This is a genomic window from Loktanella sp. DJP18, assembly GCF_049310965.1.
GTDB lineage: Bacteria > Pseudomonadota > Alphaproteobacteria > Rhodobacterales > Rhodobacteraceae > Loktanella.
This window is the reverse complement of record NZ_JBMERN010000097.1, coordinates 1-13,873: the sequence shown is the minus strand read 5'-3', so window position 1 is coordinate 13,873 and position 13,873 is coordinate 1. Positions and strand designations below refer to the sequence as shown.

Below are 13,873 nucleotides of genomic sequence, written 5' to 3'. Positions count from 1 at the left end.
TCTCCGCTGTCGCCGATTGCACCGCACGCGTCGTGGCCCTGGTGCATACCTCTCAGGAAGGTGTCGAGACATACATCTCCCAGATTGCGCTGCTGCCGAGGGTCGCCGCCGAGGATGCTGCCCACCAACTCCTGGATGCATACGCGCCGCAGGCTGACGCGGCGCAGCTTGCCTTCGCAAACGAGTTCTACTTTCCTGTCAGCTTTCGCTGACCGTCAGCCCCGGGAGACTTCGCCATGACGCAAGACCAGATGTTGCCGATCACCGCACCCGCATCGGACGTCCGTGACTTCACTGTCACTTTCGAGTTCTTCTGGGCCTCGGGTTACGTGCCCAAAGCACTCCACTTCCGCACCACGCGCGACCGGTTGGACGGCGAAATCCGACGCCTGACTGGACGCCAGATGTCACGCAACAGCAGGGGTGACATGTGCGTCTACGATCTCGAGCTGGTCTCGGTCGTGCGCTACAAGGACCCCTGCCACTTCTCGCAGGTGCCCGAGGCAAAAGTCCGCGTCATCTGACGCCACGCAGACACCTCACTATCGCACCGGCAAGGTTTGTCCCATCGCCACGATGAGGGCGCTCAACCGGTTGTGCGATGATTGCCGCTTCCCCCAAAAGAACACCATCTTCTGGATACCAGACAAGGAGGTCGTCATGACCCGATCCAAAACCAGCTACAGCAACACCCCCGTTCTGCGGATGGACCGCGAAGACGCCTACAAGGGCTTCTTCAAGATCGGCCGCTATACCGGCGTCGTCGAAAAGTTCGATGGCACGCCATCCGAGCCCTTCATGCGCGAGGTCTTCGAGCGCGGCACCGCCGCGGCAGTTCTACCCTTCGACGCCAAACGCAACCGCGTGCTGCTCATCCGTCAGTTCCTGATCGGCGCTCACCTCGCCGGTGTCGACAACCGTCCGCTCCAGGTCATTGCAGGCATGATCGAGCCCGGTGAGACCGGCATGGACGTCGCCCGCCGCGAAGCTGCCGAAGAGGCCGGCTGCGAGATCGACTGGGTGCGCCCCGCGCAGGCATTCCTGCCGTCGCCCGGCGGGACCTCTGAGCGCATTCAGACCTTCGTTGCCCGGGCTGATCTTCCCGGCGATCTCGGCATCACCGGAACCTTCGGCCTCGACGAGGAGCAGGAAGACATCCAGGCGCAGATTTTCGATGCCGACGACGCCATCGCCATGCTCGACGCCGGCGAAATCGAAGCCGGTCCCGCCGTGGTCGTGCTGTCCTGGTTTGCACGTCACCATGCCGCCCTGCGCAAGGAATGGTCGTGACCGGCCAGCCTGCGGGGGCATGGTCCGACCGCATCGCGCTCACGCGCGCAGGCTGGCGGACAGAAATGCGCTTCACGCGCAATGGGATTGCCTCAGAAAACCCGCACAATCGCGCGTGCGGCGTCTGGGCTTCGCGCAGCGACTGGCACGGCGTCATTGCCGATGTCTACCTGCATCATCATGCGATCCTTGATCTGGATGATCCGGACATCCACCAGAAGCTGACGCAGCTCTGGTCCGAGCTGCGCGCCCTCTGCGTGCGCGCGGTGCACACCTTTGAAAAGGATGTGCCCTGCATCATCATCAAAGATGGCACCCTCGACCTTGCCGTGAACCGATATGCCTCAGACCTCTCGGCCGAAGATACGCGCGACGTGTTCCCGACTGAAGATCTGCCGGTTCATCTGGAATACGCGGTCATCTGGGACGGCAATGACCATCTCGCCGCCCTCGTCGATGCTGCGCGCGCTGGACTGCACGTCGAGGATAGCCTCAATCCGTGGTTTGGTCGCAGCCGCATGATCCGCGACTGCAAGGACCGGACCTGGGGTTATCGCCTGCGACTGACGCAGCGCGATTCTGGCGACGTCAAAGTCGTATTCAAGCCTGTCACGTTCTCGGTGGAGACCCTCCACGAGGACTGCCTGCGCGCACTCGTGGTGGCGAGCCATGCTTCCATAAACCGCCTGTTCGCGCGCTTCGCTGCCGGCGGCGCAGACGACGGCACCACTGACAACGCCCTGCCCCCGGGGCATGCCGCAAGACCAAGGCAGTAAAAGACGTCGTGGCCGGGCCCACCGCCGACCTCCCCCAGATGCAGGGAAGGCCGGACGGGCATGCCCATACCACGCTCCTGACAGGATAGATGATGACACTCCAGCAGCCCGACGACACCGATACCATCGAACGCACGACTGACATGGTCGAAACGCCACATGACACACCCACCCTGGATGTCACCGCAATCGACGGGGCCAACGCGCCCACCCCGACCCTGCGCAATGCACGCAAGATCGCACCGGACGACCGTGCAGCACTGGTCGTGGGCTCACTCTACGTGCCCAGCCTGACCCGCTACGCCCACCAGAGCGGCCTGGCCCTCTCGACCCTGTCGACCTGGCGCGGCGATGCACGCGACGGGCTGATCAAGGTCGACGACGAGACCCGCGCAGTCCTTCTGGAACAGATGCCCCTGAAGGCTTTCAAGCGCCGAAACCGCTCCGGCAAGCCAATGCGCCGGCTGGACGAAAAGGCAGCCGCGGCCGCCGTCATCGACTCCGTGAACTCCCGGCACGACCAGGAAGACATCGCAGCGCGTCACGGCATCTCGCTGACCCAGCTCACCCAGCTGCGGGCCCGTGCCCGCGACGGCCTGATCGAAATCCCGATCATCGACCGCGCCATGCTGACGAGCCGCAGCGTGCCGCGCCGAAACCTGACCAAGTCGAAACTGCCGGTGCAGGCTGTCTCCTTGGCTGCGGCCCCACGGGCCCGCGCTACAAAGGTGATGAAGGTTGCATCGATCACCGACGCGATCGCTGTCGTGAGCAGCCTGTCCGCTCAGACATTCGACGACGCGTTGGACAACGCGCCGCAGGACGACCTGATCACGATTTCGCTCAAAGGCCACGTGATCGAGATCTCGCGCAAGATCGATACGGACGACTTGCAGTCAATCCTGTCGGCCATCGCTGCCGCCTGAACGATTTTGGCCGGTCCGCTCACTGCGGTCCGGCCATCCTTGTATCAAATCCAAGCCGGGGACCGAACAGATGATCGAGAAATATCAGGGTGCAAACGCCCAGACCGCATGGGACGCACCGCAGGATCTTGGCCTCACAGACGTGTCCGAGATGAAAGAGCTCCCGGGCGGCGCCTGGACTCGCCATCAGTTCAAGAAAGCCACCACACAGGGTGGGCTCTGCGTGATGCTTTACCGTCAGGTTTTCCGGGCGGAGGGTTCCGAAGTCGTCAATGGATACGGTGCGGGCGAATGGGAGACCTCGCCCGCGGCCCACAAGGCATTGTTCGACGCCGAAGTCCTGACACAGAAGGACGACGCACATGTTTAAGGCCCTCGACATCAACACCCGCGCCATCATCGCAACGGGTGCCGACCGCCCGGCCCTGATGATTGAGGCATCCTCAATTGCGGGCGAGGAAGGCTATTGCATTCAACCGGTTGCGGAGCCTGAACTCTCCGAGTTCTTCTCTGTCGATAGCGGCCAACACCGCACAATACTGAGCGACGGTCGCATCATCTGAACGATCACCCCACCACATGCTTTGAGGATCACAGACATGGCATTTCTGAAAGAACCCACGATAACCGACATGCCGTCAAACCCGGCAGCGGCGTTCGCCCTGGGCTGGTCCATGGCGTGGGCAGAAAAGCGGATCATGCGCTGTCCGATCAAAGACGGAAACTATACCGGCGATGACGATCCGAACATGCCGGTCGCTTGCCCCGCATGTGGTGCAACCGTATCCGGCAACGATCCCGTAAACGGCGTTTGCCAATCAGCATTTTAGGAGCCAACACCATGGCAACATCCGTTAGAAAAAAGACCGCCATTTTTGTTGAAGGATGCAAGATATGGGTCTGGAACCGACTCGGCGCAGTCGTGGCACAAGCCGATGAATGCGATGCAATAGCGTTTCCGAACGGAACAAACTTTGATGCCGCCGCGCGATCATATTTTCACGGAAATTAAAGGACCGCCGACATGACCCGTCGTGAGCGTATCATAAAAGAAACTGAGCGTGCGCTGGAGCAAGTATCGAAGAAACTCAGCGACAAGTTTGAAAAGGAATTGCAGCGTTGCCTCGACGATTGGGCAAAGCGCTTTCCGCGGCATAGGTTCAGCGCGTTTCAAGCGCATGGCATGCTGAGCGTCGAGGTTCATCCCAGGGTGGGTCACATGCGGGGGCCACTGGCAAACCGTGTCGAGCATATTGCTGAATATGAAAGGCGCGGTGCAATCGCCACTTTATGCGATGAGGTGGATTCGTTGAAAAACTGGCACTGTAGCCTTGAGTTCCATGTCTCAACATTCGACACCGGAATCATTCACTCCAATCAAGCCATCTAAAGGTCTATTCAAATGGCTACTGTCTTTTCCTTTATCTGGAATGCCTTCCTGCTCATCCGAAACATCGCATCAGCAATCCTTGTGGCGCTGATTTTCGTGATCTCTGCCTATGCGGTGTTTCTTGCCGCAGACATGACGCCGGCCGATCTGGAACTGAAATCGACCGCGGCAGGTGCCACAGATTTCGTGCAATGGCTCTTTCAAGTGCTGTTGGTGCTCAATCCAGATCGCGTCATGCGCCTCTTCGCAAAACTCATGGACAGCAATCCCACCCAAAAAGCCTGAATCTTGGCCACGACATTACACGTTATAGAAATCCACCCCAAGCCACTTTCTTGCGACCTGGCCGACCGCAGTCGCGAACAAGGGCGTGGATAGCTCCGGCAAAGACTGACCACACTCCACCCCGGGCGGGATTTGGACGACCCCCTCATGGACGATATATCCATTGAATAAGCTCACACAGTGAGACACTCAAAATGGAAAACAGGCGCAACATGTCCGACCGCAAAACCGCAATGGTCGATCTCGACCTTGACGCCACTCTGGTTGATGAGGCCCAGCGCCTCGGGATCGATATTCCCCGGGTGATCGAAGAGGGCCTCGCCTCTGCCGTGCGCGCAGAAGTCGCGCGCCTGTGGTGCTCGGAAAATGCGGACGCCCTCAAGGACTACAACGACCATGTGGAACGTGAGGGACTTCCCCTCTCGCACTACAGAGCATTCTGATGTCGATCGTAGACGGTCGCACAAAGGCATACGGGCCGGCTCCAGTTGGAGCCGGCCCTTTTCTTTTTTTTTCCGCCCTCAGATTTATTGCACAGAGCGTTTGACTTTTTGCCAAGGCCGCACAATATCCTGATCATGACCAACCAGGCACACCACTCGATACGCTGAACGCTCTGCGGATTTTTTCCGGGAGGCAGCACAGGTGTGCGGTCGGGCTTTATACCCCCGAAGGCGCCAGATCAGCGTGAACGGTCGGGTTCGATTCCCGGGCCTCCTACCAAATCTAAATTCTTTTCCAGGTGATGCCTCGCCTCTTTTAGAGAGTTGCCGACACACAGTTCTTGATCAGTCCGGTTTGCGCCGCTATGTTTTGTCCATGACGTGATTTCCGCATCTCCAGATACCTTTGATCTCGCCCTTCGGCGGGAGGGTTATTGCATGGAGATTTGCGATGAAAAAAGATGCCCCCACTGACGCGCAACGGGCCGCACGACGCACTCACGTCATGCGCACAGCAGAATGGGTTTTGTCCCAAGCCTACCGCGGTGCTACGCGCCAGGAGATGATCGACAGTCAGCTGCGCGTGCGCGCTAGCGTAGTGCGCGAGGCCGAGCGCCGGGTCGATAGATTGACATCACCCCGCAACCGTTCGCTGCCGATGAGCTGAGGCGCGGTCCTAACCTACACGTCGCGCTGGACGGCCGGAGATCTCATCCGGCCGTCAAGGCGCGGGACGAAAAAAACTCAGGTTTCACTTCCGGATCACCGCTGCCGTGTCAATTTCATGGTCATCACACATTGGAGGCCAACATGGCATTTTTTGAAATCAAGACATCGTCGCGGATCTACAAAATGCTGGGCGCCGCACCTGGCAAGCCGGTTTCGAGTGCTTGCGATTTACTCTTCAGCGCGGGTCTGCTGGCACTCGTGGTAGCCCTCATTGCGCTGGCAGGCTGCGCGGCAGTCTTCATGTTGCTGCTCGTGATGGGAGCTCTGTTGGCAGGGAGCCCGATGGCGATGGGCGAGGGTCCGCTCGATCTTCCCGCGTCCTTCTGGCTTGCAGGCGTTGCAGGATGGATGGGTGTTGCTGCTCTGGTGATGGCGTTCCGCGTGTTGTGCAAAGGCATCACGGTCGTCGACGATCGGGCAACCTCCGCAGACTGACCCGTGAGACTCGCGTCATAACACACCGATCCGGAACACCTCAGTGACGCCGCGCGGATTGCCGACCTGCCTCAACATGCCCAACAGCATGGTGCCGACCTTGATCGGGTCGGCACAAAGCTTTTGAAAACTGCTACCGGAGCACCTACCCCCTCATGGTGAGGGGTCGATTGCGCCGGGAGACCGGGGCTGCGCGACCTGAACCCGAACCGGAGACGACGCCATGTTCCACGCCCAGACAGAAGACCACCTGCTCACTGCGTTCAAACGCGAGATAATCGATACCCTGACGGGCGAGCGGGTGACGTCGCTGCATCCTGATGGAGAGAAGTTCCATCCCTTCTGGTGGTCAGGCGGCAACGGATCGTGCGACTGCAACCGGTTCGCCAACTTCATGCGCGCAAAGTGCCCCGACATGACCGATGTCGAGAATGACGACCTCGAATACCCCTGCGACCACGGCGATCCGCGCTTCCGCGTGAAGATGTTCGGCCCGAACGACGTCCTGCTCTACGACGACAGCGGTGATTTCGCGAAGCCTTTCGTGATCCCGCACTGACAGGCGCCACTGGTCAGCCAGAAAGACAGACAGCCAGAAAGACAGACAGGGTTTCCTACACAAACTTACCGTCTGTGTAGGAGCCGCGTTGGCGCGGCGCAGTTGAGAGCAGCATGTCCTGCATGGGGTCCCGATAGGTCACGACCCCATGCAGATCATCGCTGAGGATCGGAGTTCCCCCTGATGTGTCCCTTGGAGGTCTCCCTATGCTCGACATCGTGGCTCATGCCCAGCGCGCCTACCCGCCCCGGACTTACGAGAATGCCGGATGCGCTCAGCTCACCATCGCCCTGGCACTCGATTACGAGACCGCGGGAGAACGCCTGACCCGCCGGGCCGCAGGTGATCGCTACCTCGCGCTCCCCCTGACCGATGCACCGCTGACCTCCGCGCGTCGTCTGTGGTGGACTCTGACCGATCTCGGTCTCGACCCCACCGCCGGCCGCCCGGTGCTGAACATCGCCGGGAACGGCATCTACTCGCTTGCGAAGGCGGGCTGGACGCAGGCTGCGCTGAACGCGCATCTCCACGCCATCCTCACACCGGTGCACCAGCATATCGGGTTGTCGCTCGTCGTATCTGGCGGGCAGACCGGTATCGACCTCGCCGGTGGCATCGCGGCGCATGCCCTTGGCATCCCGGTGCGCATGACCCTGCCTGCGGGATTTCTTCAGCGCGGCGTCGACCACCGCGATATCGAGAGGACAGAGGCGGAGATCCGCGCCGAAGTCATTGCTGCGGCTGACGTATTGTCGCGCGTAGCCGTGCCGACGTGATGGAACGTTAGCGGGCAAATTTGGTTGCACCTCTGGGTCTTCGCTTTCGCCTTACCCCAAGTTCCTCGCCTACGCCCGTCTGCGCGTCATCCAGTATTTTTAAAGAGAGATCCGCCGATGCCCAATGCCAACTACATGATCAAACCAGGATTTCACGTCGCCGTCAGATGCGCCACGCCTGAGTGTCAGATCGTCATCATTCGTCGCAACACACCCGAAGGTCAGGTCCCGCATGACCGCCCTATCTATTGGGGCACAGACGAGATGAGCACACTGACCCCGGCCGAGTCCGTCGTCGTTGAGGAACTGCTGCCGGCCGCCTGCCGGTTCGACAAGAAAGCGAAACCGCGTGAGGTCTTCGTGCAAAAGCCGATCTCACCCATCCCCTTTGCGCTGGCTGCCGGTGCCGGAGCACTTGCTGTCGTGATCGTCCAGAACGTCCTCACCCTCATCTAATCAGGACGCCACCAGATAACACTGCGACTTGTATCCAGCTGAAATGCCTGAGAGCGTGGCCCACCCGGGTTATCTCTTCTTCAGACTTACAAGTCATTCCACAGAACTCCGGATCATGGCGTTCGAGGCAGGCTCTTTGCATGAATTTTGCAACGTTCCTCTCATCCAACATGAAGGCGCAAAAATTCAACACAGGAGGTGGGATGTTCGAAATATTCCGGAGAAAGAAATCAGCCGAAGCGGCGGCGATAGAAGATATCGAACTCACCATGCTGAAGACGTTCCAGCGTATCCAGGATCATTCCGCAAACACGGACAACCTGCGACGCACGGCAAACATCGCTGCGGCGTTGGCAGCAATGACAGGGGCGATCCGCGACACTTACCCGAATTTTCCGATAGAGAAGGAGAATATTGTTTTTGCCTTCATCGAAGCGAATGCCAACGGACCGCAAGCTGATCTCGATGGTCTGGCTGACGCCATAACGAACCTCGTGAAGCGTTGTCCCAACCAAAGGAAGGCGAAGATCGACACGATGATGTATATGATTGCGCCGAAAATGATGAAGCGATAACAATATTCAGGCTACGGTATAACGCCCGAACTGCGCAGCTGCGCCACTCCCGCATAATGCACCTCAAGACGATGGACTCGGCTGAATTTTTATGCCGACTTGTCTGACAAAAGGGCTCGCACATTTGACATTCTGACGCTACTTGCTCCCGCCATTACCAACCTGTCGACCGGATGGGTCATCTCTGTGAGACCCCTCAGACGACAACAAGAGAAAGATACGACACGATGACTTTTTTCCGCATTACGACCCTGATGACCCTGCTGGCCTTCGCCTCGCTGGCGAGCCTGCCTGTCGCCGCACAGGATGGCCCTGACCAGGTCTGGACTCTGACCGTCAGCCGCGAACTGATGGTGGAGGACCCAAACATGCGGGGCATGGGCGTCTTCTACACGACAGGGGTGGCCATCACCGCGCAGCCCCTGGCAATGACGGTAGAGGCCTGCCAGACCACCGCCAACGGCATCCTCGATGCGCTGGCTAACGAAGAGATCCGGACCGTCGTGCTCTGCGCCAACGCAGACACCGGCGAAGTCCAGTCGATCAGCCGCGACAACTGAGTCCATCAGGGTCGTTGACCCTCATCTCATTGTGCAAGATCCTGTCGTCGCGAGACGGCAGGATTTTTTCATGCCCCATGCCGACCAGGAGACGACCATGACAGTGCTCAGCCCGCAGCGCCTTACACACAGCCTCGCATCCGCCGGCTACCCGCACGCGCTCGATGATGACGGCATGGCGCGCCTTGAAGCCGCGCTCGCGAAATCCGTGCCAGCCGTGCTCGGCTATATGGAGCGTCGCATCATGAATGGCGGCTTCCCGATCGATTATGACGAGGGTGTCGCGACCGTCTTCAAGACCGATCCCCTCCTTGCTTAGATCCCGCCCGTCGCTGTGATGCAGGCCATCGCTGCCGCCTTGCCTGCAACCTACCCCGGGACCGGGTTCGACATCGCCACGACACCGCTGGCAGCCTACCTCACCCTGAAAGGTCGCACCGGTGCTGTGCCGGCGTCCGTCCGTCAGGCCGAAGCAACGACACCTGAGACCGTGGAGACTTTCTTTGCGGGCCGATCCGGCGTCGTTCCCCGCATCCATTATTTGCGCAAGCTCAACCAGAGCCTGCCGCATGTCAGCCTGGTCGATCCTTTCATCAACATCCGGATGGCCCGGGTCTCAGAGGTGGTGCGCTTCCTCCATGATATCCTCGACCTGAAGGATAAGCTGGCAAAGCACGCCAGAAAGACCACGCGCGAGATCGACCTCGCAGACATCATGCAGGAGGGTGCCTTTGGCACCTACCTGCACCTCGCGCCGACGCCACAGGATGTGCGCCTGTCCGGCGCCAATCACCGCTTCATCGGCTGGATGCTGTCGCCGTGGCTGGAGTCCGAGAGCGGCAACGCGATGCGCTCGCGGCAGCTGATGACACTGATCGCCATCTTCCTGCATGATGTGCTCTACAGGGAAAATATCGAGTTTCTTCCCCTCTCGGGTGCCTGGGGGCCCGGAGACCGCCGCGCCACCCTGCGTCGATTTTAGCTTACGACCCCGTCATATCATGAAACAAACGGCGTGATCCCTTGCGGGGTCACGCCGTTTTCCATGTTTCCATCCCAGCTCTTGATGCCCTGTGATTCACGAGGCACTCTTGTTGTGTGTCCTCGTGCATGCAGCGCTTTTTCCCATTCGTCCCATCCGGAGTTATCAATGCGTTTTCCCGTCATTATTCCTGTCTGTCTTTCTATCGCCGTCGGATTTTTCGGCACCCTGTCACCGGCTTTCGCCCAGGAGACTGCCGACACCGCGGGTGCGGCGGCCCCAGCCGTGTCGAATGCGGGCATTGATGCTTCGGCGACCGGAACCCAGCGCCGAGGCGCGTCGACTGGATGCTGCCGCGCAAAAAGGCGCAATGGCACTGATTGATTTGCTGGAGGAGAGCGATTTCGAAGTTCCCGTCGGCACGCCTGCGGCCGCCGAGGCGATCGACATCATCGCAGCCTACACCAGCCCCCTGCCGGCCGCCGCGGCCGAGGCGAACTGGCGGGGCTACGCAGCCCTCTCTCAGCTCGATCCGGAGAACGCTAGCTATGCGGAAAAATCCGCACGCTACAAAGAGGCTTACGATCGCGCCCGGTCCGCTGCCCTGGGTAAGCTGAAGAAAAAGACCGACGAGTTTTCCGGCATGCTCTGGTACAAACACCCCAATACACCGCGCTACACCGACATCCGCCACTACATCGAAATCTACATGGGAGAGAAGGATGGCAAGGTCACGATGCGTCTTGTCTTGAACTACACCTCGGACAGCTGGCTCTTCATCGACAGCGCCGCAGCCAACATCGACGGCGAGATCGTCCCGCTCCCACTGCGCGATTGGACGCGCGACAACGACACCGAGATCTGGGAGCGCGCCGACGTCCAGATGACAGATCAGCTGCGCGACATCGCCATGCGGATCGCGAACTCGAACAAGACCATCATCCGCTTCGACGGCGATCAATTCTACGACGACATGACCGTGCGCGCGAACGACAAGGCGGCGATCCGCGACATGTTCGATGCCGAGGTTGCGTTGAAGGCGCAACTGGCCGATCAGTGATCGGATGACCTGAATGGGGGATGGCGCTTACCTCCGCGCTTGTCCCACAAGAGAGACGCAGAACCCTGCCCTGTCCCATCCGTGAGACAGGGCGGTGCCATGCGCGAAGACGGCATTCCATCCTGAAAGACGACGTGATGTCGCCCTGCGACCCCATCTTATCACCAGCGATGACCTCTACCCGGAAGGATGCACTATGCTCACCATGTTCCCGCACCAGACGCTCTACATCGCGATCCGCACCAACAGCGGCGACATCCTCTTCGCGCGCCTGATCGAGCCCTACGGGCCCGAGCGCTTCAAGATCCTGATCCTGAACCGTGGCCACACCGCGTTCATCACGCGCGAAGGCACGCACATCTATTCCTTCTCGATGACTCTCGAGAACGAACCGGTCGACCTGCTATGGCAAGGGGATGTGCCCGAACACATCAACCCAGTAAGAGACTGCGATGCCGCCCTCGACTGGGTCATGGTCCATGCCTGGCGCAATCCGGTGCACACCGCCCTGCGCGACCGCAACGATGAAGCCCTGCGCAACGCCGCAGAAATTTTGTGTGCGAACGGACATGCTGACCTGGGTGTTTCCCTACGCGCAATGACGCGCCACGCCAATGCGCCTGATAGACGCAAGGAACCTGCCGCATGCTGACCAAACCAGCCGGCCGGAGCGAGTGCATCGCGATCCAGCTGCCTGGCGCTGATGATCGCAAACTGGTCCAACGACCGGATTTTGGTCCACATCACCAATCCGCAGTGTGAAGCACTCATCACGCGCGACGGCAAGTCCCTCACAGCCATCGGGCTTGGGCTTCATGAACTGCCCGTCGACGTCATATGGCAGGGTCAGACACCTCATCGCCTCAGCGCGTCGAGACAACCAGATGCGGTCATCGCGTGAATTGTTGAAGAGATCCGGTCCAATGCGCCGCGGTCTTACCTGCGAGACCACGACGATGGCACCATCGAGAAAGCAGCACGCCGGTTAGCAGGGTTGGGAGATCACGACCTCGCCGCAGACCTGCGCGCCACTGTGGCGTAACAAGACCCAAATATTCCGACCAGGAGAAAAACCCGATGTCCGTCACATCTTTCGATCACCGCGTCATCACACGCCGCTTTTTCGCGATCCGCAACCTCAGTGGTGTCGGCTCGAACCTGATCTGCCGGATCGACAGCCGCAATCCCGACGGTTCAATCGATGTGACCGTCCAGAACGGTGCTTATGGTGCCAGCATCAGTGCCGATGGCACCTTTACCTGCACACAAAACTCTACACTTCGCTACAACGTCGAGCTGATCTGGCAGGGCAACCTGCCAAGCCACGGCGTCCGTGAGTTTGAGTGCAACGAGGCGCTCAACTATATCGACCGGCAAATCCTCGCTGGGTTATCCGGTGTGACGAAAATCGAGGATCGGATGGTCCGGATTCAGCACGGCTTTGTCCAGGACGCCATCAATCGACTGTATCAGGCTGGCCATGACGTCATGGCTGACCATCTGAGCAATGCTCTGCGGGCCTCGTAGCCGAGGGTATTGGTTGCGGCAAAAAAGATCATCATCAGTCGTCACGCCGCTGAGACGCTGCCTCTTACCGTGAACGACCCGGCCAAACTGGCTTTGACAATCCAATGCAAAGTTCGCGTCCCATTTCTGCCTTGAAACCACCTCGATTTACCCTCGAAGGTGGCGCATCGGCATCATCGTGTCTGACACAGACACCCTGCTCAACCCCGCGGAGACCTCCAGATGAATCGGACAGACGCGCTCTCACGACAACGCGGCGTTGCAAGCCCATTGGAGGATGCCAGGCAACAAGAGGCAGACCTGATTGCCGGGCGCCAGCAGCGCGCATCTGAAGATCAGGTGGCCAAGGATGCGCGTCGACGGACAGATGATGAGAAATATCAAAAAAACGAGCATCTGAAACATCTGGGCGCGGTCGCACTTGAGCGCCACATCAGGAAATCGCTCAAGCCTGGTTATTCCATCCGCAAAGACATGTTCTACAGCGTCGACATAAAGCTGCGCTCAAAAATCGACACCGTTCTCAGGATCAGTTTCTTCGACGCACATGGCGACAAAACACCGTCCGAGTTTGATCTCAAGAATTTCGCGGGTGTGAAGGCACGTTTGATTATCTCTCGAGAGGGTGATGAACATCCGGAATTGGCAGACATGATGAACCGCATACAAACTGAATACGCAGAAATTGAATTCGCGAAAATGCCGGACAAGGAATCATATACCTTCAGTCCACCTCCGCCATCCAAGAGCATCCTCCTTCCCGACATCGCTGCGCTTGACGCGTTTCTCGGCCGACTGAGTTTTCATATGGACCCACGCCTGGGCGAAATGGACTTGATCATGAAAGAGCGCGAGCAGGACTCCACTGTGAAAGCCTTCTTCTTGTCATTACTCCTGCTCATCGTCCTGTGGGGGGCATGGACAGGCGCGCGCGCCGTGTATGAAAGGGCCGCGTTCTGTCGTCAGGATAGCCAGGCCTGCAACTCCTAGCCATGCATCAGAGACAAAATGTTTTGCTCAAAAACCGATTGCCCCAGAGCTGCCGGGCAATCACTGGATCGATCGGCAACTGATGTCGCTATTACCGAATTCCCAGGGCATCCC

At 59.3% G+C, this 13,873-nt stretch carries 24 protein-coding genes; 23 read left to right on the top strand and 1 reads right to left on the bottom strand.

All coding sequences use genetic code 11. The features are described from left to right. The 19 genes from ACOI1H_RS19225 to ACOI1H_RS19135 all read left to right on the top strand — a co-directional run. On the top strand, positions 1-212 hold a 212-nt coding region (locus ACOI1H_RS19225; RefSeq protein WP_422439446.1), incomplete at its 5' end, for a hypothetical protein. A gap of 24 nt (positions 213-236) precedes the next feature. Further along, complete coding sequence (locus tag ACOI1H_RS19220) at positions 237-524, top strand: hypothetical protein (RefSeq protein WP_422439445.1); 288 nt, start codon at positions 237-239, stop codon at positions 522-524. A gap of 136 nt (positions 525-660) precedes the next feature. Beyond that, positions 661-1,290, top strand: a complete 630-nt coding sequence (locus ACOI1H_RS19215; RefSeq protein ID WP_422439444.1) for an NUDIX domain-containing protein — start codon at positions 661-663, stop codon at positions 1,288-1,290. Further along, positions 1,287-2,066 (top strand): hypothetical protein, encoded by a 780-nt coding sequence (locus ACOI1H_RS19210; RefSeq protein ID WP_422439443.1) that lies wholly within the window; start codon positions 1,287-1,289, stop codon positions 2,064-2,066. The genes ACOI1H_RS19215 and ACOI1H_RS19210 overlap by 4 nt, the downstream gene beginning before the upstream one ends. Before the next feature lie 92 nt (positions 2,067-2,158). Continuing rightward, a complete protein-coding gene (locus ACOI1H_RS19205) occupies positions 2,159-2,992 on the top strand; it encodes a hypothetical protein (protein WP_422439442.1) in 834 nt (277 codons plus the stop codon). 70 nt (positions 2,993-3,062) lie between these two features. After that, a complete protein-coding gene (locus ACOI1H_RS19200) occupies positions 3,063-3,362 on the top strand; it encodes a hypothetical protein (protein ID WP_422439441.1) in 300 nt (99 codons plus the stop codon). Continuing rightward, positions 3,355-3,555: a hypothetical protein gene (locus ACOI1H_RS19195; protein ID WP_422439440.1), complete on the top strand. Its 201-nt coding sequence runs from the start codon at positions 3,355-3,357 to the stop codon at positions 3,553-3,555. Before ACOI1H_RS19200 ends, ACOI1H_RS19195 begins: the two co-directional genes overlap by 8 nt. A 36-nt stretch (positions 3,556-3,591) precedes the next feature. Next, on the top strand, positions 3,592-3,822 hold the full coding sequence (locus tag ACOI1H_RS19190) for a hypothetical protein (RefSeq protein ID WP_422439439.1): 231 nt from the start codon (positions 3,592-3,594) through the stop codon (positions 3,820-3,822). A 194-nt stretch (positions 3,823-4,016) separates the two neighbouring features. Then, a complete protein-coding gene (locus ACOI1H_RS19185) occupies positions 4,017-4,382 on the top strand; it encodes a hypothetical protein (RefSeq protein ID WP_422439438.1) in 366 nt (121 codons plus the stop codon). 12 nt (positions 4,383-4,394) lie between these two features. Beyond that, complete coding sequence (locus ACOI1H_RS19180) at positions 4,395-4,667, top strand: hypothetical protein (protein ID WP_422439437.1); 273 nt, start codon at positions 4,395-4,397, stop codon at positions 4,665-4,667. A gap of 212 nt (positions 4,668-4,879) precedes the next feature. After that, positions 4,880-5,110: a type II toxin-antitoxin system CcdA family antitoxin gene (locus ACOI1H_RS19175; RefSeq protein WP_422439436.1), complete on the top strand. Its 231-nt coding sequence runs from the start codon at positions 4,880-4,882 to the stop codon at positions 5,108-5,110. Between the two features lie 810 nt (positions 5,111-5,920). Next, positions 5,921-6,274, top strand: coding sequence for a hypothetical protein (locus tag ACOI1H_RS19170; RefSeq protein WP_422439435.1), 354 nt, complete (start codon positions 5,921-5,923; stop codon positions 6,272-6,274). A 223-nt stretch (positions 6,275-6,497) separates the two neighbouring features. Then, positions 6,498-6,833 carry a hypothetical protein gene (locus tag ACOI1H_RS19165; RefSeq protein ID WP_422439434.1) on the top strand — a complete coding sequence of 112 codons (336 nt, stop codon included), beginning with the start codon at positions 6,498-6,500 and terminating at the stop codon, positions 6,831-6,833. 206 nt (positions 6,834-7,039) lie between these two features. After that, entirely contained in the window at positions 7,040-7,609 is a 570-nt protein-coding gene (locus tag ACOI1H_RS19160; protein WP_422439433.1) for a hypothetical protein, read from the top strand. Positions 7,610-7,726: 117 nt separating this feature from the next. After that, the gene (locus ACOI1H_RS19155; protein ID WP_422439432.1) at positions 7,727-8,065 is read left to right on the top strand and encodes a hypothetical protein; all 339 of its coding nucleotides are present in this window, start codon (positions 7,727-7,729) and stop codon (positions 8,063-8,065) included. A 140-nt stretch (positions 8,066-8,205) separates the two neighbouring features. Continuing rightward, positions 8,206-8,640, top strand: a complete 435-nt coding sequence (locus ACOI1H_RS19150; protein ID WP_422439431.1) for a hypothetical protein — start codon at positions 8,206-8,208, stop codon at positions 8,638-8,640. A gap of 227 nt (positions 8,641-8,867) precedes the next feature. Beyond that, positions 8,868-9,200, top strand: a complete 333-nt coding sequence (locus tag ACOI1H_RS19145; protein WP_422439430.1) for a hypothetical protein — start codon at positions 8,868-8,870, stop codon at positions 9,198-9,200. Between the two features lie 70 nt (positions 9,201-9,270). After that, positions 9,271-9,519, top strand: a complete 249-nt coding sequence (locus ACOI1H_RS19140; RefSeq protein ID WP_422439429.1) for a hypothetical protein — start codon at positions 9,271-9,273, stop codon at positions 9,517-9,519. Between the two features lie 15 nt (positions 9,520-9,534). Then, the gene (locus tag ACOI1H_RS19135; protein ID WP_422439428.1) at positions 9,535-10,182 is read left to right on the top strand and encodes a hypothetical protein; all 648 of its coding nucleotides are present in this window, start codon (positions 9,535-9,537) and stop codon (positions 10,180-10,182) included. Between the two features lie 17 nt (positions 10,183-10,199). Here ACOI1H_RS19135 and ACOI1H_RS19130 read toward each other — a convergent pair whose 3' ends face one another. Next, complete coding sequence (locus ACOI1H_RS19130) at positions 10,200-10,484, bottom strand: hypothetical protein (protein WP_422439427.1); 285 nt, start codon at positions 10,482-10,484, stop codon at positions 10,200-10,202. Between the two features lie 68 nt (positions 10,485-10,552). Here ACOI1H_RS19130 and ACOI1H_RS19125 point away from each other — a divergent pair, with 68 nt between their 5' ends. From ACOI1H_RS19125 to ACOI1H_RS19110, 4 genes are all read left to right on the top strand, one after another. Further along, positions 10,553-11,242, top strand: coding sequence for a hypothetical protein (locus ACOI1H_RS19125; protein WP_422439426.1), 690 nt, complete (start codon positions 10,553-10,555; stop codon positions 11,240-11,242). 196 nt (positions 11,243-11,438) lie between these two features. Beyond that, positions 11,439-11,894 (top strand): hypothetical protein, encoded by a 456-nt coding sequence (locus ACOI1H_RS19120; protein ID WP_422439425.1) that lies wholly within the window; start codon positions 11,439-11,441, stop codon positions 11,892-11,894. Positions 11,895-12,319: 425 nt separating this feature from the next. Beyond that, on the top strand, positions 12,320-12,769 hold the full coding sequence (locus tag ACOI1H_RS19115; RefSeq protein ID WP_422439424.1) for a hypothetical protein: 450 nt from the start codon (positions 12,320-12,322) through the stop codon (positions 12,767-12,769). Positions 12,770-12,991: 222 nt separating this feature from the next. After that, entirely contained in the window at positions 12,992-13,759 is a 768-nt protein-coding gene (locus ACOI1H_RS19110; protein WP_422439423.1) for a hypothetical protein, read from the top strand. The last annotated feature ends 114 nt before the right edge of the window (positions 13,760-13,873 follow it).